Origin of the sequence: Bradyrhizobium sp. SZCCHNRI3052 (assembly GCF_032484895.1) — a bacterium.
In the GTDB taxonomy this organism is placed as follows: Bacteria; Pseudomonadota; Alphaproteobacteria; order Rhizobiales; family Xanthobacteraceae; genus Bradyrhizobium.
This window is the reverse complement of the sequence record NZ_JAUETW010000015.1, coordinates 125,311-145,512: the sequence shown is the minus strand read 5'-3', so window position 1 is coordinate 145,512 and position 20,202 is coordinate 125,311. Positions and strand designations below refer to the sequence as shown.

General features: G+C 67.0%; 20 protein-coding genes. 13 read left to right on the top strand and 7 right to left on the bottom strand.

Annotated features, from left to right (window positions below):
• Positions 1 to 96: 96 nt before the first annotated feature.
• The 8 genes from QW887_RS30215 (at position 97) to QW887_RS30180 (ending at position 7,289) form a co-directional block, all read left to right on the top strand.
• On the top strand, positions 97 to 1,572 hold the full coding sequence (locus QW887_RS30215) for an amidase (protein WP_316195719.1): 1,476 nt from the start codon (positions 97 to 99) through the stop codon (positions 1,570 to 1,572).
• 205 nt (positions 1,573 to 1,777) lie between these two features.
• Positions 1,778 to 1,957 carry a DUF2256 domain-containing protein gene (locus QW887_RS30210; protein WP_315713691.1) on the top strand — a complete coding sequence of 60 codons (180 nt, stop codon included), beginning with the start codon at positions 1,778 to 1,780 and terminating at the stop codon, positions 1,955 to 1,957.
• Positions 1,958 to 1,961: 4 nt separating this feature from the next.
• Positions 1,962 to 2,414: a DUF3429 domain-containing protein gene (locus QW887_RS30205; RefSeq protein ID WP_315825897.1), complete on the top strand. Its 453-nt coding sequence runs from the start codon at positions 1,962 to 1,964 to the stop codon at positions 2,412 to 2,414.
• Between the two features lie 65 nt (positions 2,415 to 2,479).
• Positions 2,480 to 3,229 (top strand): aspartate/glutamate racemase family protein, encoded by a 750-nt coding sequence (locus tag QW887_RS30200; protein WP_315825896.1) that lies wholly within the window; start codon positions 2,480 to 2,482, stop codon positions 3,227 to 3,229.
• Between the two features lie 216 nt (positions 3,230 to 3,445).
• Positions 3,446 to 4,531, top strand: coding sequence for an ABC transporter ATP-binding protein (locus QW887_RS30195; protein ID WP_315825895.1), 1,086 nt, complete (start codon positions 3,446 to 3,448; stop codon positions 4,529 to 4,531).
• A 25-nt stretch (positions 4,532 to 4,556) separates the two neighbouring features.
• Entirely contained in the window at positions 4,557 to 5,603 is a 1,047-nt protein-coding gene (locus QW887_RS30190) for an ABC transporter substrate-binding protein (RefSeq protein WP_315752159.1), read from the top strand.
• A 4-nt stretch (positions 5,604 to 5,607) separates the two neighbouring features.
• Positions 5,608 to 6,477: an ABC transporter permease gene (locus QW887_RS30185; protein WP_316183754.1), complete on the top strand. Its 870-nt coding sequence runs from the start codon at positions 5,608 to 5,610 to the stop codon at positions 6,475 to 6,477.
• On the top strand, positions 6,474 to 7,289 hold the full coding sequence (locus tag QW887_RS30180) for an ABC transporter permease (protein ID WP_315713685.1): 816 nt from the start codon (positions 6,474 to 6,476) through the stop codon (positions 7,287 to 7,289). The genes QW887_RS30185 and QW887_RS30180 overlap by 4 nt, the downstream gene beginning before the upstream one ends.
• A 194-nt stretch (positions 7,290 to 7,483) precedes the next feature.
• On the opposite strand, the gene uraH (QW887_RS30175) is transcribed toward QW887_RS30180, so the two are convergent.
• A complete protein-coding gene (gene uraH, locus QW887_RS30175; protein ID WP_316191718.1) occupies positions 7,484 to 7,825 on the bottom strand; it encodes a hydroxyisourate hydrolase in 342 nt (113 codons plus the stop codon).
• Between the two features lie 29 nt (positions 7,826 to 7,854).
• Between uraH (QW887_RS30175) and QW887_RS30170 the strand changes: the two genes are divergently transcribed.
• Both QW887_RS30170 and QW887_RS30165 read left to right on the top strand, forming a co-directional pair.
• Positions 7,855 to 9,039, top strand: a complete 1,185-nt coding sequence (locus QW887_RS30170; RefSeq protein WP_316195717.1) for an MFS transporter — start codon at positions 7,855 to 7,857, stop codon at positions 9,037 to 9,039.
• A complete protein-coding gene (locus QW887_RS30165) occupies positions 9,026 to 10,378 on the top strand; it encodes an amidase (protein ID WP_316195715.1) in 1,353 nt (450 codons plus the stop codon). The genes QW887_RS30170 and QW887_RS30165 overlap by 14 nt, the downstream gene beginning before the upstream one ends.
• On the opposite strand, the gene puuE is transcribed toward QW887_RS30165, so the two are convergent.
• The 3 genes from puuE to QW887_RS30150 form a co-directional block, all read right to left on the bottom strand.
• Positions 10,369 to 11,796: an allantoinase PuuE gene (gene puuE, locus QW887_RS30160; protein ID WP_315713681.1), complete on the bottom strand. Its 1,428-nt coding sequence runs from the start codon at positions 11,794 to 11,796 to the stop codon at positions 10,369 to 10,371. The genes QW887_RS30165 and puuE overlap by 10 nt on opposite strands.
• Positions 11,797 to 11,801: 5 nt before the next feature.
• Positions 11,802 to 12,158 (bottom strand): hydroxyisourate hydrolase, encoded by a 357-nt coding sequence (gene uraH / locus QW887_RS30155; RefSeq protein ID WP_315713680.1) that lies wholly within the window; start codon positions 12,156 to 12,158, stop codon positions 11,802 to 11,804.
• An 81-nt stretch (positions 12,159 to 12,239) separates the two neighbouring features.
• Positions 12,240 to 13,145: a LysR family transcriptional regulator gene (locus QW887_RS30150; protein WP_315713679.1), complete on the bottom strand. Its 906-nt coding sequence runs from the start codon at positions 13,143 to 13,145 to the stop codon at positions 12,240 to 12,242.
• A gap of 131 nt (positions 13,146 to 13,276) precedes the next feature.
• Between QW887_RS30150 and QW887_RS30145 the strand changes: the two genes are divergently transcribed.
• The 3 genes from QW887_RS30145 to QW887_RS30135 all read left to right on the top strand — a co-directional run bounded on the left by QW887_RS30145 (position 13,277) and on the right by QW887_RS30135 (position 16,162).
• Positions 13,277 to 14,215 carry a ring-cleaving dioxygenase gene (locus tag QW887_RS30145; RefSeq protein WP_315713678.1) on the top strand — a complete coding sequence of 313 codons (939 nt, stop codon included), beginning with the start codon at positions 13,277 to 13,279 and terminating at the stop codon, positions 14,213 to 14,215.
• Positions 14,212 to 14,844: an alpha/beta hydrolase gene (locus tag QW887_RS30140; RefSeq protein ID WP_315713677.1), complete on the top strand. Its 633-nt coding sequence runs from the start codon at positions 14,212 to 14,214 to the stop codon at positions 14,842 to 14,844. Before QW887_RS30145 ends, QW887_RS30140 begins: the two co-directional genes overlap by 4 nt.
• A 112-nt stretch (positions 14,845 to 14,956) precedes the next feature.
• Positions 14,957 to 16,162: an amidohydrolase family protein gene (locus QW887_RS30135; protein WP_315713676.1), complete on the top strand. Its 1,206-nt coding sequence runs from the start codon at positions 14,957 to 14,959 to the stop codon at positions 16,160 to 16,162.
• On the opposite strand, the gene QW887_RS30130 is transcribed toward QW887_RS30135, so the two are convergent.
• From QW887_RS30130 to QW887_RS30120, 3 genes are read right to left on the bottom strand one after another with little or no spacing between them, the layout of a single operon-like run.
• Positions 16,146 to 17,402: a carboxylate-amine ligase gene (locus QW887_RS30130; protein WP_316195712.1), complete on the bottom strand. Its 1,257-nt coding sequence runs from the start codon at positions 17,400 to 17,402 to the stop codon at positions 16,146 to 16,148. The two genes, QW887_RS30135 and QW887_RS30130, sit on opposite strands and share 17 nt — an antisense overlap.
• Positions 17,403 to 17,422: 20 nt before the next feature.
• On the bottom strand, positions 17,423 to 19,195 hold the full coding sequence (locus QW887_RS30125) for an N-acetylglutaminylglutamine amidotransferase (protein ID WP_316195710.1): 1,773 nt from the start codon (positions 19,193 to 19,195) through the stop codon (positions 17,423 to 17,425).
• A gap of 26 nt (positions 19,196 to 19,221) precedes the next feature.
• Positions 19,222 to 20,049 carry a class II glutamine amidotransferase gene (locus QW887_RS30120; RefSeq protein ID WP_316195708.1) on the bottom strand — a complete coding sequence of 276 codons (828 nt, stop codon included), beginning with the start codon at positions 20,047 to 20,049 and terminating at the stop codon, positions 19,222 to 19,224.
• Between the last annotated feature and the right edge of the window lie 153 nt (positions 20,050 to 20,202).

Genomic DNA, 20,202 nt, shown 5'->3' with positions numbered 1-20,202 from the left:
ACTAAGGTTCGCGGCGCCGGAAGTGGAACAGCGCCTGATCATCGCACCGTTCGGACGCGTAGCATCGATGGTCGGCGCGCAAGGATCGGAAGACAGATGACGTTGGCGATGAGCTGGGACGAGTGGGCCCGGCATGATGGCATGGCGCTGGCGGCGCGCGTTCGCAGCGGCGAGCTGACGGCGGCGGAGCTGGCGCGGCAGGCGGCTGAAGGCATTGCCCAGGTGGATCCCGCGCTATCGGGCGTGGTCGAAGTCTTCGCCGACGCCGTCGAAGATCCCATCAAGGCGGGCGCCAATGCCGACGGCGCCTTCGCCGGCCTGCCGTTCCTGATGAAGGATCTCGGGCCGACCATGGCCGGGCGCCTGCAGGAGCAGGGCTCGCTGTTCATGCGCGGCAACCGTCCCGCCGCCGACACGCACCTGACGGCGAAGATGCGCAAGGCCGGCCTCAACCTGATGGGCCGCACCACCACGCCGGAGTTCGGCGTCTGCAGCTCGGCCGAGAACCCGGTCGTCTATGTCACGCGCAATCCGTGGAATACCGACTACACGACCTGCGGCTCGTCGGCCGGCAGTGCCGCGATGGTCGCGGCGGGCGTGGTGCCGATCGCGCATGCCACCGATGGCGGCGGCTCGATCCGGATTCCCGCGGGCGTCAACGGCAATATCGGGCTGAAGGTCTCGCGCGGCGTGTTCTCGATCGCGCCGCATCTGTCGGATCTAAGCGGACTGGTCTCGATCCAGGGCTGCCAGTCGCGCAGCGTGCGCGACACCGCTGCCTTCGTCGATCATTGCCGCGGCGGCGCGCCGGGCGAGTTCATGCCGTACTGGACCACGCCGGAGCCTTACGTCGAGCTGATCAAGCGCGATCCCGGCAAGCTCAGGATCGCGCTGTCGCATCAATGGGGCGACTATCGCGCCACGCCGCACATCGCTTCAGAGCTGGCGCGTGTCGGCAAGTTCCTCGAGGGCCTCGGCCACCACGTCGGCTACGCGCTGCCCGACGTGGATTATCGCGCCGCATTCGCGGCGCAGACCACCTGCTACATCTCCAACTTCGCGATCGTCATCAACAACCTGCTCGCGTCGCGCAAGCTCGAGCGGCCGCCGGCCGAGCTGATCGAGCCGATCAACATCCGGATCTGGGAGGCGGGCCGCGGCACCAGCTTCGCCGAGCGCGCGGCGATGCAGGCGGTGTTCAACACCACCTCGCGCGCCTTCGGCGCCTTCTTCGAGGACTGGGATATCATCCTGACCCCGATCACCGCGCTGCCGACCCCGAAGATCGGCACCACCGAATATCTGACGATCAGCGACAATCCGGACGTGCTCGACTGGTTCGAGAATCTCTGGCGCAACTTCGCGTTCACGCCGCTCGCCAACCTCTGCGGCATTCCGGCGATCTCGCTGCCGCTCGCGACCAACGAGCACGGCCTGCCGCTCGGCATCCAGGCGATCGGCAAGCAGGCCGACGACGGCCTGCTGCTGCAGTTGGCCGCCCAGATCGAGCGCGCGATCGAGGGCAAGTGGAACGGCGGTACCACGCCCGCCGTCCACGTGACCAAAGCCTGAGCCGCAACCACGAGCGCCCCGCGGGCCACTGATCCGGCGGCGCTCATCGATCGTTGTTCAGCGTGGACGGTGCCGGCCGGAGCCGGCGCGTCGCACTGATCGGCGAGGGCGAACGTGACGGACGAGCGGATTGCGACGCGTTCCGGCAGGGAGGCGGCAGATGCCGCCCTGCCCCGGCGCGGCATCTGGGTCGCGTGGTGACGCCATGCCGAAGATGCGGCGCAAGGCCGACTTGCCGACCAGGATATGCGCTGCGTGCGGCCGCCCGTTTGCGTGGCGGCGCAAATGGGCACGCGACTGGAACGAGGTGAGATACTGCTCGGACCGCTGCCGATCCGACCGCGGCCGGACGCCCACTGCGATCGCCAGGAGCCGCGGAGGCTAGCGTCATGATGTCCGGCGTCCCCGCTCCGATGCGCATTCTCGGCCTCGCCGGGCTGATTCCGTTCGCGGGCCTCGCGGTCTTGGCGATCGCAGGTGACGATCCGATCCGGCTGGCCGCGCTGCGCGCGCAGATCGGCTATGGCGCGGTCATCGTGAGCTTTCTCGGCGCGATCCATTGGGGCGTCGCCGTGCAGACGCCGGCGCTGGCAGGCTGGCCGCGCATGAGCTGGGGGGTGATGCCGTCCCTGCTCGGCTGGGTCGCGCTGTTGCTGCCGGCGCTGCCCGCGTTGGTGCTGCTCGCAGCCGCGCTGCTGACCGCGTTGGTCTACGATGAGTTCAGCTTCGGCGGCGACGATCGACAGGCCTGGTTCCTGAAGCTGCGGCGGCTGCTCAGCCTTGGTGCAATACTGTCTCTGCTCGCCACGCTGATAGGCATCGTGGTCAAGGGCGCGCTCTGACGGCCACCGTTGTGGACAATGCGGCAATCCCTCGGGCAAGCTCGCATATCCACTCGCGAGGCGCCATGAACATCCTGCTGCTCAATCCCAACATCCGCACCGACATCACCGACCTGATGCTGCAGGTCGGCCGGGAGGCTGCTGCGCCCGGCACCACCCTGATCCCCTGCACCGCGCCGCGCGGCGTGCCCTACATCGCCACCCGCGCCGAGGCGCAGATCGGCGGCGCCGTCGCACTGGAGATGCTGGCGGAGCGTCACGGCACCTTCGACGCTGCGATCATCGCCGCGTTCGGCGATCCCGGCCTGTTCGCGGCGCGCGAGCTGTTCGACGTGCCGGTGATCGGGCTTGCGGAGGCCGCAATGCTGACGGCCTGCATGGCCGGACGGCGCTTCGCGATCGTCACCTTCGCGCAGGCGCTCGGCCCCTGGTACGAGGAGTGCGTGCGCATGCACGGGCTGATGGAGCGCTGCGCCGGCATCCGCATGCTCGACGGCAGCTTCAAGCAGATCTCCGACGTGCAGCATGAAAAGGAGGAGCTGCTGGTCGAGCTGGCGCTGCGCGCGGTCGAGGAGAATGACGCCGATGTCCTGATCTTCGCCGGCGCGCCACTGTCGGGGCTCGCCGCTCGGGTCGCGCATCGCATTCCCGTCCCCGTGGTCGATCAGGTGATCGCCGCGGTGAAGCAGGCCGAAGCACTGCTCGCCTTGAAGATGCGCAAAGCCACCGCCGGCACCTTCCGCCGCCCCGCCGCGAAGCCGACGACAGGCTTGCCCGAGGCGCTGGCCGCACGGCTGGAGCATCGCGACGGTTAGCTGGACGGCACTGTTAGTGGGCTTGCTCGATCCGTGCCTCTCCCCGCAAGCGGGGCGAGGGAGCGCATCGCCGTCGGCGCACGCCCGTGCCTCCTAGCTGGAATGGCATCTTAATACTGGCGTACCTGTCATATCCTCTTTTGTACACAAGCAGCCGCCACTGCCTGAAAAGGCGGCACGCTTCTTGCTTTTTCAAACGAATAGAGCAGGAAGCCCATGGCCAGCGTATCGGAAGCCAAGTCGCTCGTTCTGGATCGGATCACGCACCGCTTCGCCAGCGGCACGATGGCCGTCTCCGACATCAATCTCGACGTGAAAGGCGGCGAGATCATCGCCCTGCTTGGGCCCTCGGGCTGCGGCAAGACCACGCTTTTGCGCATCATCGCCGGCTTCATCGGCCAGAGCGAGGGGCGCGTCATCATCGGCAACGACGTCGTCGACGCGCTGCCGCCCAACCGCCGCGCCGTCGGAATCGTGTTCCAGAACTACGCCCTGTTTCCGCATCTCTCGATCACCGAGAATGTCGGCTACGGCCTCGCCGCGCGCGGCGTCGACAAGGCGACGCGCAACAAGGAAGCGCAGCGGCTGCTCGACATGGTGCAGCTCGGCCCGTTCGGCGAGCGGCTGCCGCGGCAGTTGTCCGGCGGACAGCAGCAGCGCGTGGCGCTGGCGCGCGCACTGGCGATCAAGCCGTCGATCCTGCTGCTCGACGAGCCGTTCGCGGCGCTCGACAAGAATTTGCGGCTCGACATGCAGATCGAGGTCAAGCGGCTGCAGCGCATGGCGGGCACCACAACCTTGATCGTGACGCACGACCAGGAGGAGGCGCTGTCGATGGCCGACCGCGTCGCCGTGCTGAGCCATGGTCATCTCGAGCAGTTCGGCACGCCGTCCGAGATCTACGACCAACCGCAGACGCTGTTCGTGAACAGCTTCGTCGGCACGGCGAACAAGATGAAGGGGACCGTGATCGCGACCGACGCGGGCAGTGTCAAGGTTGGTCTGGAGGCCGGCGGCGAGATCATCGCGCGCGCACCGCATCCGGTCAGTGCCTCAGACAAGGTCACCGTCTGCCTGCGTCCCGAGCACCTCACCTTCGTCAGCGACGACACCGGCTTTGCGGGCGAGATCGGCATGGCGTTGCCGCTCGGCGCCACCGTCGTCCACGAGATCAAGGCCAAGGACGGATCCAGCATCAAGATCTCGCAGGCCCGCACCGGCGGCACGCCGCTGCGCGAGGCCGGCGCCCCGGTGCGGGTCGCACCGATCGCACCCGGCCTCGCCACCGTCTTCCCGCAATAGACCAACAGACACATCGGAGTGGAACATGATGCTTGATCGCCGCCGGCTCCTGACCAGCGCCTTGACGCTGGGAGCCATGCACGCCTTCCCGGGCTTGAGCCTCGCGCAGGCGCGGCCGCTGGTGTTCGCGACCTTCACCGGCAGCTGGGAAGAAGCACATAAAGCCGTGCTCGTCCCTGCCTTCCGCAAGGCCAACGCCGATGCGGCGATCGTGCTCGATCCGATGCTGTCGGTCGACCAGATCGCCAAGGTCAACGCCGCCAAGGCCAATCCGCCGATCGACGTCATGCTGCACGACCCGGGTCCGGCGCTGGTCGCGATCGGCCAGGATCTCGTCGAGCCGTTCCCGGCCGACAAGAGCGCGTACTTCAAGGACCTGATTCCGGAAGCGCAGGACGCGATGGGCCCGGCGCCGTTCTTCCAGGTCGTCGGCCTCACCTACAATCCGGAGACCGTGAAGACGCCGCCGACCTCCTGGGCCGACCTGTGGAAACCCGAGTTCAAGGGCAAGGTCGGCATCACCAATCTGAACTCGACGCTCGGCACCGGTTGGCTGGTCGAGATCGCGCGCATGCGCGGCGGCTCGGAAGCCAATGTCGACGAAGGCTTCAAGGCGCTGGAGGAGCTGAAGCCGAACCTCGCCGCCGTCGCCGCCAATCCCGGCGCGCTGGCGACCCTGTTCCAGCAGGGCCAGATCGACATCTCGCCCGGCAACTTCAACGCCATCCAGATCCTGAAAGCGCGCGGCGTGCCCGTCGAGTTCGTGGCGCCCAAGGAAGGCGCGATCGCCTTCAAGACCACGATCCACATCGTCAAGAACTCACCGAACAAGGAGCTTGCCTTCAAGCTGATCGAGGCGGCGCTGTCACCGGAGGTGCAGACTATCCTAATGAATTCGCCCTATCTGATCGTGCCGACCAACACCAAGGTCGCGATGACCGGCGAGATCGCCAAGGTGCTCGCCAAGGACACCGCGGAGCTGAAGAAGAAGTTCGTGTTCCAGGACTGGAAGAAGATCAACGAGCAGCGCGCGTCCTGGATCGAGAAGTTCAATCGCGACATCAAGATCTGACGCGATGAAGAGCGCCACGACCGCACCTGGAGACGTGACCAGCTTCAGCCTGGGGCTCGCTCTGCCCCTGGGCCTGGTGTTCGCGATCTTCTTCGTGCTGCCGCTGGCGCAACTTCTTTTTCTCTCGCTGCACAACGACACCGCGGCGACGGTGTGGGGGCTCGGCCAGTACGTCAAATTCCTGACCGACCCCTTCAGCCTCGCCGTGCTCGGCTCGACGCTTCTGCTCGGCGCCGAGGTGACGCTCGCCTGTCTCGTGCTCGGCTATCCCATCGCCTGGCTGTACCAGCGCTCCGGCAGCCGGGTGCAGACCCTGATCATCATGATCGTGCTGCTGCCGCTGCTCACCAGCGTCGTCGTCCGCACCTTCGCCTGGATCGTGATCCTGGGCCGGCAGGGCATCATCAACTCCGTGCTGCAATCGCTTGGGCTGATCGGCACGCCGCTGCGCATGATCTACACGCAAGGCGGACTGGTCGCGGCGCTCGCGCAGGTACAGATGCCGCTGATGGTGCTTCCCCTGATCACCGCGATCGGCCGCATCGATCCCAATCTCGCCGACGCCTCGGCCTCGCTCGGCGCCGGAAGCTGGCGCACCTTCTTCAAGGTGATGCTGCCGCTGTCGATGCCAGGCATCATCGCGGGCTGCACCCTGACCTATGCGGCCGCGATCACCGCTTTCATCACGCAGTCGCTGGTTGGCGGCGGTCAGATGCTGTTCATGCCGATGTATCTGTATCAGCAGGCATCGACCTTGCAGAACTGGCCGTTCGCGGCGGCGATCTCGATCATCTTCCTGTTCGCAGTGCTCGCCATCGTCGCGCTGTTCTCGACCCTCGGGCGGCGTGCCCGCGGCTATGGAGACGCCAGATGAGCCAGCGCCAGCGCAACTGGGAAGCGCTGAGCTTCCAGATCGTGATGACGGTGGTTGCCGTGCTGGCGCTGATCCTGATCGTGTCGCCGTCGCTGGTCGTGGTGATCGTCTCCTTCACGTCCGGCTTCTCGCTGAAATTCCCGCCGCCGGGCTATTCGACCCGCTGGTACGTCGAATTGTGGAACGCCTGGCAGCTGCAGTTCGCCGCACGCAACAGCGTCGTCGTCGCGCTGTGGTCGACGGGTCTGTCGATCATGCTCGGCGTCGCCGCGGCGCTTGCGATCTCGCGCTCGAAGACGCTCACGGCGAAGCTCCTGGACTCGTTGTTCATGTCGCCGCTGGTACTGCCGGCACTCGCCTTCGGCTTGGCGGCGCTGATGTTCTTCTCGCTGATCGGCCTACCGGTGTCGCTGCTGACCCTGGTGATCGGCCACACCATCGTCTGCGTGCCCTATGTCGTCCGCAACACCGTCGCGGCACTGGCCCAGCTCGAGCCGACCCTGCTGGAAAGCTCGGCGATCCTCGGCGCCTCCAGGCTCTACACGTTCCGCCGCATCGTCTTGCCGCTGATCCGCCCCGGCATCATCTCCGGTGCCTTCATCGCCTTCATGTCATCGTTCGACAACGTGCCGGTGTCGCTGTTCCTGCGCGACGCCGCCACCGACATGCTCCCGATCCGCATGTGGCAGGACCTCGAAGGCAAGCTCGACGTCACCATCGCCGCGCTGTCGAGCGTGCTGATCATTGCCACGATCGCGCTGATGACGATCATGGAGCGCACCACCGGACTGTCGAAGCGGCTGACGGGTTGAGGCTGAGTGCCCGTTCCTGAAATTGGGAGTTCGTGCCCGTCCAACTCCAAGCCGTCATGGCCGGGCTTGTCCCGGCCATCCACGTCGGCCGGCGATCGTGGATGGACGTGGATGCCCGGGGCACGGGCATGACGAGTATTTCCTTGGCAGGCAGGATCGTCCAACCATCAGCGTACGACGGCGCGAGCTGTACCTCAGGCCCCACGGAAGATCGAATAGCCCCAGGGAGTGAATTTGAGCGGCAGGTGAAAGTGCTCCTCGACCTTGTCGATCGCGAAGCGAAACGGCACTGTGGTGAGGAATTTCGTCTGAGCGCCAGTCCCGAAGAACTCGCCGACATGAAACAGCACCTCATACTCGCCGACGGTCACGCCGTCGCCCTCGACGACCGGCGCCTGCAGAGTGCCATCGGCGCCGAGCTGTCCCTCCGCGAGCAACGTGCGATCGGGCGTCACGCGCCAGATCGCGACGCGCAGGCCACGCGCGGGGCGCCCGTTCGCCACATCAACCGCATGAACCGAGATTCCACCGGCCATTTCGTGCTCCGCCATCAGGTTGTCGCGGCATGATAGCCGCGAAGCAGGCATCAGCGCCAGCGCCGCCGCTGTGGCCTGCAGTCGCTGCGATGACCGCGCTGCAGGCCCTGGTGTCGCTGGCGCTGTTCGCACCGGGCGTCGTGGCGCCGCGCGCTGGACTGAGCATCGAGCAACTGTCGCTGTTCTCCACCACAGCCTTCACCATCAGCCTCGTCTCCTCGTTCTGGGGCGGCACGCTGGTCCAGCGCGTCGGCTCGCTGCGCGTGGCGGCGCTGTGCGCGGTCGCCGTCTGCGCCGGCATGTCGCTGGCGCTGTTCGAGAGCGGATGGGCGCTGCTCGGGGCCGGGCTGATGCTCGGCCTTGCGGTCGGGCCGGAGACGCCGGCGAGCTCGGCGCTGCTCGGACGGCTCGTGCCGGCCGAGAAGCGCGCGATGGTGTTTTCGATCCGGCAGACCGGCAACCAGATCGGCGCCGTCGTCGGCTCGCTGCTGCTACCGCCGATCGCCGTGCTGCTGGCGCCGAGCTCCGCCTATGCCGCCGTGATCGTCTGCGCCGCCATCGCCTTCGCCGGCTTCGAGCGTCTCAGACCGGCCTATGCCATGACGCCGCCATCCATGCCGCGGCTCGGCCTGTTCGATCGATTGCGACTGATCAGCGCCGACCGCCGCATGGCCGCGCTCGCCGTCGCCTCGATTCCGTTCAGTGGCATGCAGGTCATCCTCAACACCTGCTTCGTCAGCTTCGGCACGTCAGAGCTCGCGCTGAGCCATGTCGAGGCCGGCTGGGTGCTGGCGTCGGCGCAAGGCGCCGGCCTGATGGGACGGCTGGGCTGGGGCGTGGTCGCGACACGCCTGCGCTCGGCGCGCGCCGTGCTGGTGATGGCGGGCGTGGGCATGGCCGTCTGCGCGCTGCTGCTCGGTCTCTGCGGGCCGCTGCTGAGCCGATCGATCCTGATCCTGCTCACGATCGTGTTCGGGCTGACGGCGAGCGGCTGGAACGGCGTGTTCATCGCCGAGATCGCCAAGCCCGGACGCGTCGCCGAGGCGACAGGCGCAGTGCTCACCGCCTCGTTTCTGGGCCTTGTCGCCGCGCCGCTGCTCGTCGCGCTGCTGACTCCCCGCGTGGGGCTCGGCGGCAGCTTCGTCGCGCTCGGATTGACGGCCGCCGCAGGCACAGCCGTACTGCTGATGGAGCGATCCCATGCGCGCGAGTGACATCGCAGGCGCCGTCATGGCACGGCGGAGCACGGCCAGAGAGATCGCCGAGCAGGCGCTGGCGCGGATCGCGGCGGCCCATGACCTCAACGCCGTCGTCACCACAGATCCGGCGCGAACGAGCGCCGAGGCCGATGCCGTCGATGCGCGCGTGGCCGCCGGCGAAGCAATGCCGCTCGCCGGCGTGCCGATCGTGGTCAAGGACAACATCTGGGTCGAGGGCTGGCGCATCACGCAGGGCTCGCGGCTGTTCGCTGATTTCATCGCGCCCGAGGATGCGATCGCGATCGCGCGGTTGCGCCGCGCTGGCGCCGTGATCGTTGGCATCGGCGCAACTTCCGAGTTCGCCTGCAAGGGCGTGACGACCTCGCGGCTGTTCGGACCGACCGTTCATCCGCAGGACCGGCAGCTCACGCCCGGCGGCTCGTCGGGCGGTCCCGCCGTTGCGGTGGCGGCTGGGCTCGTGCCGCTCGCGATCGGCACCGATGCCGGGGGCTCGAGCCGCCGGCCGCCGGCCCATGTCGGCGTGGTCGGCTTCAAGCCGTCGTTCGGTGCCATTCCCTACGGCCCGGGATTCCCCGAGCCATTCTGGCGCATCTCGGTGATTGCGCCGATCGCGGCCGATGTCGGCGATGCCAGGCTTGCGTTCGAGATCATGGCCGGCGCCGACCCGCGCGATCCTGATACGTTCGATGTGGCCGCGGCGGATCATGCAACGCCGCCGCGCGTGGCGTTCTCGCCGCGGCTCGGGCTGGACGTCGCGGTCGATGACGACATCAGCGCTGGCCTGCGGCGGGCGGTCGACCGCCTCCGCGCCGGCGGCATGCCGATCGTCGACAAGGATCCCGTCTGGCCGGCCGGCCTTGCCGAGGACGCGGTGATGCCGCTCCAGCATGCCGGGCTGGCCGCGCTCTACGGCGATGCCTTCCACAATGATCCGGCGCAATTCGATCCAGATATCGCCAAGCAGATCGAGCGCGGGCTCGGCCTGAGCGGCGCCGACGTCGCGCGTGCGCTCGAGGCAAGCGCGCAGATCGCGCGGGCCTTCGCAAGCTTCTTCACACAGGCCGACGTGCTGCTGGCGCCGACCGTGCCCTGCGTCGCCTGGCCGTTCACGCAGCTCGGCCCGTCCGAGATCGGCGGCAAGCCGGCGAGCCCGCGCGCGCATGCGGTGTTCACGCCTTACGCCAATCACGCCGGCGTGCCGGCGATCTCGATCCCCTGCGGCGCCAACGTTCACGGGCTGCCATTCGGTCTGCAACTCATCGCGGCCCGCGGCCACGACCGCCTGCTGCTCGATGTCGCTGCCGACGCCGAGCGGATCCTTGCTCAGTCCTGATCGAACTTCTTCGCCAGCCGGGCCCGGGTGATGTGGCCGATCTGGTCGATGGCGTTGGCGATCTCGCTGTCCGGGTCGTTGCCGATGCGACGCTCCATCTCGGCGATGACCGAGGGGCGGTCGGCGTGCAGCGCCAGAGCGACGATCAGCGGCATGCCGAACTTGTCGCGATAGCGGCGGTTGATGTCGGCGACGCGCTCGAACTCGGCGCGCGACAGCGAGGTGAAGCCGAGCCGACCCTGCTCGCCGATCGAGTCGTTCGTCATCTCACCCGCCAGTGCCTCGCGGCCGGCGAGCTCCGGATGGGCGCGGATCAGCTTCAGCTTCTCGTCGCGGCTCATGGCGCGGACGACGTTCATGAGCGTCGTATGCAGCGCATCCGCGGCGTCGTCGAATGCGGACAGGCCGGCGCGATAGGCGCGGTCGGCAATCTCCGGGGAGTGCTCGAAGATGTCGCCATAGCGCTCCACGAACAGCACGCGCGACATCTGCGAGGGCCGCCACGCGCCGGCCGGCGGATGCGTCCGGATCCAGTGCCGCGCGATGTCGAGCCGGGTCGCGACCCAGACCTTGTCATGACCCGTGATGTAGTCGAGGAAGCGCGCCAGCGCGGCCGCGCGCCCGGGGCGGCCGACCAGCCGGCAGTGCAACCCGACCGACATCATGCGCGGGCTCTCCGCGCCCTCCGCGTAGAGCGTATCAAAACTGTCCTTCAGATAGGCGAAGAACTGGTCGCCGGAATTGAAGCCCTGCGGGGTGGCGAAGCGCATGTCGTTGGCATCGAGCGTATAGGGCACGATCAGTTGCGGGCCGTGCGGCCCTGCGATCCAGTACGGCAATTCGTCCGCATAAGAATCGGCGCTGTAGACGAAGCCCTGCTCGTTCAACACGATGTCGAGCGTGCGCTCCGACGTGCGGCCCTGGTAGAAGCCGAGCGGCCGCTCGCCCGTCAGCTCGGTATGGAGCCGGATAGCCTCCTCGATATCGGCGCGCTCGTCGACCTCGGGGACATCGCGGTAGTCGATCCATTTCAGGCCGTGGGAGGCGATCTCCCAGCCGGCTTCCTTCATCGCAGCAACAGCATCCGGATTGCGCGCCATCGCGCTCGCGATGGCGAACACCGTCACCGGCAGCTTGCGCGCGGTGAACATCCGCCACAGCCGCCAGAAGCCGGCGCGCGAGCCGAACTCGTAGATCGATTCCATGTTCATGTGGCGCTGGCCCGGCCACGGCTGGGCGCCCACGATCTCGGAGAGGAAGGCTTCGGAGGCAGCGTCACCGTGCAGGATGTTGTTCTCGCCGCCCTCCTCGTAGTTGATCACGAACTGCACCGCGATGCGGGCATCGCCGGGCCAGCGCGGATGCGGCGGCGTGCGGCCGTAGCCGACCATGTCGCGCGGATAGACGTCAGCACTCATCCGGATCAGCTCCCGCGATAGGTCTGGTAGCTCCAGGGCGTCGCGAGCAGCGGCACATGATAGTGCGCGCCGGCGTCGGCGACGGAAAAGCGGAGCGGGATCAAGTCCAGAAACAGCGGGTCTTCAGAGGCGAGGCCATGGGCCTTGAAATAAGCTCCCATATGGAAGGTCAGCATGTAGGTGCCGGTGGTGAAGTCATCGGCCGCCAGCACCGGCTGGTCGGTGCGCCCGTCGGCATTGCTCCGGACCTGCTTGACGCGGCGCCAGGAGCCGTCCGGCTCGAGGACATCGAGATCGATCGCGACGCCGGCCGCGGGCTTGCCCCTGACCGTATCCAGAATATGCGTGCTCAGCCGCCCCATGCATCGTTCCCTCTGCTGCCGGTTCGGAACACTATCAGCGCCAGGTTAAAGGTTCGAGGCGATTTGCAGTTCAGTCTCAGCCTACGGGCTGGTCACGTCGCGCTCCTTGCCGAAGCGCTCGACCAGGAAGTCGATGAACAGCCGCACCTTCACCGAGAGGTGCCGCGTCGGCGGATAGATCGCATACAGCGCGAGCGGCGGCGCGGCGTAATCGGCGAGGATCGCGGTCAGCGCGCCGCTCTCGAGCGCGTCCGCCGCAATGAAGCGCGGGATCAGCGCAATGCCCTGTCCCCTGATGGCGACGTCGCGCAGCACCTCGGCATTGTTGACGCACAACGACCACGCCGGCTGGACCCAGTGGTCGCCGTCGCGGCCGGTGAGCTTCCACTGATTGCCGGTCAGCAGGAAACCGTAGGTGAGAGAGGTGTGACGACGCAGCTCCTCCGGGCTGCCAGGCGTGCCGTGCCGCGCGAGATAGGCCGGCGCGGCGCAGATCACGCGCTCCACCGGCATGATCCGCCGCGCCACCAGGCTCGACGATTCCAGCTCGGCGATCCGCAAGGTCACATCGAAACCGTCCTGGACCGGATCGAGCAGGTCGTCGCTCAGCACGATCTGCAACTGCAGCTCGGGATAGCGGGCCATGAAATCGGCGACGACGGGACCGAGCCGCATGGTGCCGAACGACATCGGCGCGTTGACGCGCAAGAGCCCGCGCGGCGCGGCCTGCGACTGGCTGACGGCCTGATCGGCGGCGTCGAGCTCGGCGAGAATCGAGACTGCGCGCTCGAAATAGAGCTGTCCGGTCTCGGTCGGGCTGGCATGGCGGGTGGTACGGACGATCAGCTGGACGCCGAGGCTCGCCTCCAGCTCGCCGATATATTTCGAGATCGCCGAGCGCGACAGCCGCAACTGCCGGCCGGCCTCGGCGAAGCTGCCGCTCTCGACCACCTTCACGAAGGCCCGCAGGCTGCTCAGCTTGTCCATAGGCCCGCCATTGTCGCCAAATCGTAGACAGAGACGTCACAAGAGCACGGATTGTCTCCAAATCAAAGCCGGCCAATATTGTGCCCAGGAATTCAACGGTCCTTTCGGGGGCCCATCGACAGGAGACCCACATGCCCGGACTGCACCACGTGACTGCGATTGCCGGCGATCCGATCCGCAATTTCGGCTTCTACACCCGCGACCTCGGGCTGCGCTTCGTCAAGAAGACGGTCAATTTCGACGATCCCGGCACCTATCATTTCTACTACGGCGATGAGACCGGCCGCCCCGGCACCATCCTGACCTTCTTCCCCTGGGCCGGCGTGCGGCCGGGCCGCCGCGGCGTCGGCGAGACCCACCAGACCGCGTTCCGGGTGCCGCAGCGCTCCCTTGGCTACTGGACGCAGCGCCTGACCGAGAAGGGCATCGCCTATGAGGCGCTGGAGAAGCGCTTCGGTGAATCCGTGCTGCCGTTCGCCGATCCGGACGGCATGGCGCTCGCGCTGGTCGGTGTCCCCGGCGCGGAGAACGAGCCCGGCTACAGCAATGGCGACATTCCGGCCGAGCACGCGATCCGCGGCTTCCACGGCGTGACCCTGCTGCTCGACTCCGCCGAGAAGACCGCCGCCGTCCTCACCGATGTGTTCGGCTTTGCAGAGCAAGGCTGCGAAGGCTCGGTCATCCGCTTCAAGGCGCCGGGCGACGCGCAGGGCAGCGTGGTCGACATCTACGAGGCCAAGGGCTTCCTGCGCGGCGCGCAGGGCGCCGGGTCGGTGCATCACATCGCCTTCCGCGCCGCCGATGACGCCGCACAGGGCGTGATGGCGCAGCGGCTGGTCGATCGCCACGGCCTGCATCCGACCGAGCAGAAGGACCGCAACTACTTCCGCTCGATCTACTTCCGTGAGCCTGGCGGGGTGCTGTTCGAGATCGCGACCGATATCCCGGGCTTCGCGGTCGACGAGCCGGTCGCCGAGCTCGGACGAAACCTGAAGCTGCCCGCTTTCCTCGAATCGCACCGCAAGCAGATCGAAGGCGTGCTGCCCAACCTCGAAGAGGCCGCATCATGACCGTGGCATTGTCCTTCACCCACCGCTTCCAGCCCGGACACACGGCGGGAGCAGCTCCACTGCTGCTCCTGCACGGCACCGGCGGCGACGAGAACGATCTGCTGCCGCTCGGCGCCACGCTGTCGCCCGGCGCCGCCCTGCTGTCGCCGCGCGGCCAGGTGCTCGAGCATGGCATGCCGCGCTTCTTCCGCCGGCTTGCCGAGGGCGTGTTCGACGAGGACGACGTCCGCCGGCGCGCGCTGGAGCTCGGCGCCTTCGTCGGCGAGGCGCGTCAGCACTACGGGATCGGAGCGCCGGTCGCGGTCGGCTACTCCAACGGCGCCAACATCGCCGCCGCGCTGCTGCTGCTGCAGCCGGAAGCGCTGACCGGTGCAGTGCTGTTCCGCGCCATGGTGCCGCTGGCGCATCCTCCGGCCGCCACGCTCGCGCGCCGGCCGGTGCTGATGCTGTCGGGGCTCGCTGATCCGATCGTGCCCGCCAGCAATTCGGCGAAGCTGTGCACGCAGCTCACCGAGGCCGGCGCCGACGTGACCCACACGACGCTTCCGGCGGGGCACCAATTGTCGCAGGCGGATGTGACGTTGGCGCGCGACTGGCTCGCCGGACTGCCGCAGGCGATCGCCGCCTGAAGACGCTTGCGGCTGTCGCGGCTCCTGGCCAAGAATGTGGTCTCATCGGCACCAGCATCGGACCGCCCCTCCGGCGGCTCCGATGCTGGCGGATGGATGGGAAGGATCGTGCATGGCCGTCGACAAGCTGTTCATCAATGCGCGGCTCGACCATGGCGCGCGCCATGCGATCACGGTCGACGGCGGCCGCATCAGCGGTGTTCTCGCTGAGACCGAGCGCCCCGAGGCGTGCGAGGTGATTGATCTCGGCGGCGCGCTGCTCGTGCCAGGCTTGGTCGAGGGCCACATCCATCTCGACACCAGCTTCTACGGCGATGCCTGGAAGCCGCACAAGCCGTGCACCAACGGCTTCGACGTGCATGAGCGCGTCACGTTCCAGGCGCAGAACATGGCGGCGGCGGCGCCGATGGACGTGCGCGCCCGCAACCAGCTCGATCTCTGCATCGGCCACGGCACCACGCGGATGCGCAGCCATGTGATGGTCGACGGCTCCGTCGGCCTCACATCGCTGGAAACGATCCTGCGCGTCCGCGACGAGTATCGCGAGCTGATCGAGATCCAGCTCGTCGCCTTTCCGCAGAGCGGCATCCTCAAGAGCCCGGGCACGCCCGAGCTGCTCGACGAGGCCATCAGGCTCGGCGCCAACCTCGTCGGCGGGCTCGACCCCGCGAGCTTCGACCGCGACGTCGAGAGGCATCTCGACGTCGTGTTCGGCACAGCCCACAAGCACGGCGTCGATGTCGATATCCATCTGCACGATCCGGGCATGCTCGGCCTGTTCGAGCTGGAGCAGATCGCGGCGCGCACGCGCGCCCTCGGCATGCAAGGGCGCGTCGCGGTCAGCCACGCCTACGCGCTCGGCGACCTGCCTGCTGACCCGCTGAAGAAGATTGCCGACGTCCTGGCGGCGTCTGGCGTCGCCATCATGACCAACGCTCCGGGCGCGCGGCCCTTCCCGCCGGTGGCGGTGCTGCGCGCGGCGGGGGTCACCGTGTTCAGCGGCAACGACAACATCCGCGATTCCTGGTGGCCCTATGGCGACGGCGATCTGTTGAACCGCGCCATGATGGTCGGCTATCGCTCCGGCTTCTATGTCGATGACGAGTTGCGGATGGCCTTTGACCTCGTCACCGAGGCCGGCGCCAAGGCCTTGAGGCTTGCGGACTACGGCCTGCGCGTCGGCGCGCGGGCCGACTTCATCACCCTCGATGCCGAGCACGTGCCGGAGGCCGTCGTCGCCGTGCCAAAGGGCCGCTCAGTCTACAAGGACGGCCGCCTCATCGCGCGCGACGGCCGTGTGATCAGGCAGCCGACCTAGGCCCGCGTCGTTGTGCCGGCTCGACCGGTGCCTGTGAGCGCGGCGGCTCGGCGCGCGACACCGTCGCGGACTCGATCCAGCGCGTCACGGCCGACAATTGTCCGCCGGACTCGCGATAGGCCTGCAGCTGATAGTCGGCCGAGCTGCCGAACTGCATGATGATGCGGCAGTGCTCGACCTCGGCGAGACATCCAAGAGCCTCCGCATGCGGTGCGACATCCGCGATCATGCGGTTGAGGATCTCCTGGCCCGTCACGGGACCGTCCTCGGTCACGAACAGACAGTCGGTGCCATAGCGCTGCGCCCGCCACTTGTTCTCGACCGCGATAGCGCGCTCGACATTGCCGACGGTCTCCGCAAGATCGGGATTGAGATAGAGGTAGCGTGCCAAAGCGCGATAGAGCGAGGCAATCGCCACGGCGTCATCCATCGACGTGCAGACGTCGGGCGCACGCAACTCCAAGGTCGGATGCCGCAGCGACGGCCGCATCGCCCACCAGACATGGCTCTCGTCCGGCATCACGCCGGACTTCGTCAGCGCCGCGACATAGCGATCATATTGCTGCTTCGAGGTGAAAAGCTCGGGCAGGCCGCTGCGCGGCAGCTCGTCATAGGCGGCGAGCCGATAGCCCTTCAGGCCGGTCTCGCGGGAATTCCAGAACGGCGAGGACGCAGACAGCGCGACGAACACCGGGATGTGAGGGAGCATCGCCCGCATCACCGCGAAGCGCAGGTCCGGGTCCGGCAACTGGACATGCACGTGCATGCCGCACAGCATGTTGCGCTGGCCGACGATGCGGAGGTCCTCCATCATCTCCGCGTAGCGCGGCTTGGGGCTCGGCTGTGAGCTGCGCCACGTCGCGGTCGGATGCGTGGAGCAGGCCAGGATGGTCAGGCCATACTGACTCGCCACGCTGGCAACCTCGCGCCGCAGGAATTTCAGCTCCTCGCGCGCATCGCCGACATCGACATGCACGTTGGTGGCGACCTCGAGCTGCGCCTGCAGCATCTCGCGCATGGCCTGCCCGCCGGTCGACCAGTTGGCGGCCTCGAACAGATCGTCCGGCGTGCGGATCGCGACATCGCGCGTCTGCGCATCGACGAGAAAGTACTCCTCCTCGATGCCGAACGAATATTCCGTGACTTCCTCGCTGCCGGTGGCCGAGCGGATCACCAGACGACGCTCGTCATCGCTCAGGTCGAGCCGCAGCTTCTCCAAGATGCGTGGATCCAATCCCATGTGATCAATCCTGTCAGACGTCAAATGCCGTGAGTCTGCAGCCATGCCTCGAGCAGGGCCGCCTGCCACAGCCGCGAATGTCCCTTGGGGCTCATCTCGGCTTCGGGGTTTTGCAACATGTGGTCGATAAGGTCGCGCTGGTAGAGGCCGCGTGCGCGCGCCTTCTCGTCGTTGAGCACGTCGCGGACATAGTCGAGAAACGGGCCGCGCAGATAGCGCAGCGACGGCACCGGAAAGTATCCCTTGGGACGGTCGATCACCTCCGCCGGCACGCAGCGGCGTGCCGCCTCCTTGAGAATGTGCTTGCCGCCGTTCTTCACCTTCAGCTCGGCGGGCATGCGCGCGGCGAGCTCCACCACGTCGTGATCGAGGAACGGCACGCGGGCCTCCAGCCCGAACGCCATCGTCATGTTGTCGACCCGCTTCACGGGATCGTCGACCAGCATGATCTCGGTGTCGATCTGCAGAGCCTTGTCCACCGCCGAAGCGCCAGCATGAGCTGCGAAGAAGCGCTCCACGAATGCCAGGCTCTCGTCGCCGCCGAGCCACTCCGGCGCCAGCAGCCGCTCCAGATCCGAATGCGTCCAGTCGAAATAGACATTCTGATATTGCTGAACGGGATCGTTGGCCGAGAGAAAGCCCGGATACCAGCTGTACCCGCCGAACACCTCGTCCGCACCCTGCCCGCTCTGCACCACCTTGACACGCTTGGCGACCTCGGAAGACAGGAGATAGAATGCGACCGCGTCGTGGCTGACCATCGGCTCGGACATGGCGGCGATGGCATGGGGTAAGGCGTCGAGCGCGCGGTTGCCGCCTATCCTGATCTGCTCGTGGTTGGTGCCGAACGTCCGTGCAATGATGTCGGAGTAGTGGAATTCATCGCCGGTGTGCTTGCCCACAGCGTCAAAGCCGATCGAGAAGGTGCGGATGTCCTCGTGTCCCAGCTTGGACAGCAGCGCGACCAGCAGCGACGAATCCAGCCCGCCCGACAACAGCACACCGACGGGCACGTCGGCGACGCGGCGACGGTCCACCGCCGATGTCATCGCGTCCAGCAATGCATCCGACCATTCTTCCTGACTCATGGCACGATCGGTGGAGCGCGACGCGCCGACGCTGAACTGCCAGTACCTTTCGCGGCGCTGCGTTCCATCGGGCTCGATCGTCAGCAACGTCGCCGGCTCGAGCTTCTTCACGCCATTGAGGATCGTACGCGGCGCCGGAACGGCGGCGTGAAAACTGAAGAAATGATGCAGCGCCGTTCGGTCGATCGAGGTGTCGACATCACCACCGGCGAGCAGCGCCGGCAGGGACGAGGCAAAGCGGAGGAAGCCTGGCCCCTCGGTGTAGTACAGCGGCTTGATGCCGAGACGGTCGCGCACGATCACGACGCGTCCGCTGTCGCGCTCCCACAGCGCGAAGGCGAACATGCCCTTGAAGCGCTGAACGCAGGTCTTGCCCCAGGCATGATAGGCCTTGAGGATCACCTCGGTATCGCCGTCGGAGAAGAAGCGATAGCCCTTCGCCTGCAGCTCGGCGCGCAGCTCGCGGAAATTATAGATGCACCCATTGAACACGATGCCGAGGCCGAGCGCGGTATCGATCATCGGCTGCTGCGCGGCGGCTGATAGATCGAGAATGCTGAGACGACGGTGGCCCAGCGCGATTCCGCCCTGCACGTAGAGACCAGCGGCGTCGGGACCGCGCGCCTGCATCGCATCGTTGACACGGCCGAGTGCCGCGAGCGCGGGCTGTCCGGAAATCCTGACTTCACCACAAATGCCGCACATCGCGGATCATCCAGTTCCTGTTGTTCTTAGGTGCCGCCGACAACCCTCTGTCTTCGTTTGTGTTCCGCGGCGAGACCGGCAGAGTCTGCGTCAAATAGCGGAACGATTTCAGCGCGTCTGGACGCGCGCGCGACCAGCACGTGATCGGGCGGAACCTCGATCCAGTCCGGCTCCTTGTCGAAAGGCTCGGAGACGGCGATGACCTGGTCACCATCTTCCCGGTAGTAAAGCGAGTTGGCGCGATCATTCGCAGCGAAGCGAAATGCGTAGAGATCGTGGCCGTTCGACAGGGCGGACGTGAAGCGCAGGTGCTCACGCAGACCGTCCTCGTTGACCAGCTGGTGGAGCGCGCGCAGCACGTTCGATGTCGCACCGATCGGGTCCTGATCGATGCCGGCGCCGACGATGGCGAGGAACACGGCTTCGGAATCGGTGGTGCCGAGCCGCGATGGATACAGCGCGTCCGGGATCATTGCCTCGACCTTGCGGCGAAGCCTGTTCCAGCTACCGACGAAGCCGTTGTGCATGAATAGCCAGCGGCCGCAGGCAAACGGATGGCAGTTCTGACGGGTCACGGCCGTGCCGGTCGCGGCGCGCACATGCGCGAAGAACAGATGTGAATGCAGGTGTCGGCAGAGATAGCGGAGGTTCTCATCGGACCACGCCGGGCGCGTCTCGCGATACAGGCCGGGCTCAGGATGATCCCCATACCAACCCAGACCGAAGCCATCGCCATTTGTGCCTGCGGTGGATTCCAGCGCGCGGATGCTCTGCGTCACCAGGGAATGTTCCGGCTCGGTCACATAGTGCTCGAAGGCGGTCGTCTCACCGCGATACGCGATCCAGCGGCACATCCTGCCCCTCCGGTTCAATCAATGGGCTCGCGGCACGCCTGCGCGTGTCACGTTCTTTCGGAGCAGGCGGAAACGCGTCAAAGCACCCCTGGTTCCCGCGCACTCAGTCACGCACGGGACGTCAGCCCGTGGGAGCGCAGCTCAGCGAGTCAT

Bases quoted from the DNA above. Each gene is read 5' to 3' on its own strand.
- QW887_RS30215 (WP_316195719.1), top strand. From the start codon at position 97: ATGACGTTGGCGATGAGCTGGGACGAGTGGGCCCGGCATGATGGCATG.
- QW887_RS30210 (WP_315713691.1), top strand. From the start codon at position 1,778: ATGCCGAAGATGCGGCGCAAGGCCGACTTGCCGACCAGGATATGCGCT.
- QW887_RS30205 (WP_315825897.1), top strand. From the start codon at position 1,962: ATGATGTCCGGCGTCCCCGCTCCGATGCGCATTCTCGGCCTCGCCGGG.
- QW887_RS30200 (WP_315825896.1), top strand. From the start codon at position 2,480: ATGAACATCCTGCTGCTCAATCCCAACATCCGCACCGACATCACCGAC.
- QW887_RS30195 (WP_315825895.1), top strand. From the start codon at position 3,446: ATGGCCAGCGTATCGGAAGCCAAGTCGCTCGTTCTGGATCGGATCACG.
- QW887_RS30190 (WP_315752159.1), top strand. From the start codon at position 4,557: ATGATGCTTGATCGCCGCCGGCTCCTGACCAGCGCCTTGACGCTGGGA.
- QW887_RS30185 (WP_316183754.1), top strand. From the start codon at position 5,608: ATGAAGAGCGCCACGACCGCACCTGGAGACGTGACCAGCTTCAGCCTG.
- QW887_RS30180 (WP_315713685.1), top strand. From the start codon at position 6,474: ATGAGCCAGCGCCAGCGCAACTGGGAAGCGCTGAGCTTCCAGATCGTG.
- uraH (WP_316191718.1), bottom strand. From the start codon at position 7,825: ATGGCCGGTGGAATCTCGGTTCATGCGGTTGATGTGGCGAACGGGCGC.
- QW887_RS30170 (WP_316195717.1), top strand. From the start codon at position 7,855: ATGATAGCCGCGAAGCAGGCATCAGCGCCAGCGCCGCCGCTGTGGCCT.
- QW887_RS30165 (WP_316195715.1), top strand. From the start codon at position 9,026: ATGCGCGCGAGTGACATCGCAGGCGCCGTCATGGCACGGCGGAGCACG.
- puuE (WP_315713681.1), bottom strand. From the start codon at position 11,796: ATGAGTGCTGACGTCTATCCGCGCGACATGGTCGGCTACGGCCGCACG.
- uraH (WP_315713680.1), bottom strand. From the start codon at position 12,158: ATGGGGCGGCTGAGCACGCATATTCTGGATACGGTCAGGGGCAAGCCC.
- QW887_RS30150 (WP_315713679.1), bottom strand. From the start codon at position 13,145: ATGGACAAGCTGAGCAGCCTGCGGGCCTTCGTGAAGGTGGTCGAGAGC.
- QW887_RS30145 (WP_315713678.1), top strand. From the start codon at position 13,277: ATGCCCGGACTGCACCACGTGACTGCGATTGCCGGCGATCCGATCCGC.
- QW887_RS30140 (WP_315713677.1), top strand. From the start codon at position 14,212: ATGACCGTGGCATTGTCCTTCACCCACCGCTTCCAGCCCGGACACACG.
- QW887_RS30135 (WP_315713676.1), top strand. From the start codon at position 14,957: ATGGCCGTCGACAAGCTGTTCATCAATGCGCGGCTCGACCATGGCGCG.
- QW887_RS30130 (WP_316195712.1), bottom strand. From the start codon at position 17,402: ATGGGATTGGATCCACGCATCTTGGAGAAGCTGCGGCTCGACCTGAGC.
- QW887_RS30125 (WP_316195710.1), bottom strand. From the start codon at position 19,195: ATGTGCGGCATTTGTGGTGAAGTCAGGATTTCCGGACAGCCCGCGCTC.
- QW887_RS30120 (WP_316195708.1), bottom strand. From the start codon at position 20,049: ATGTGCCGCTGGATCGCGTATCGCGGTGAGACGACCGCCTTCGAGCAC.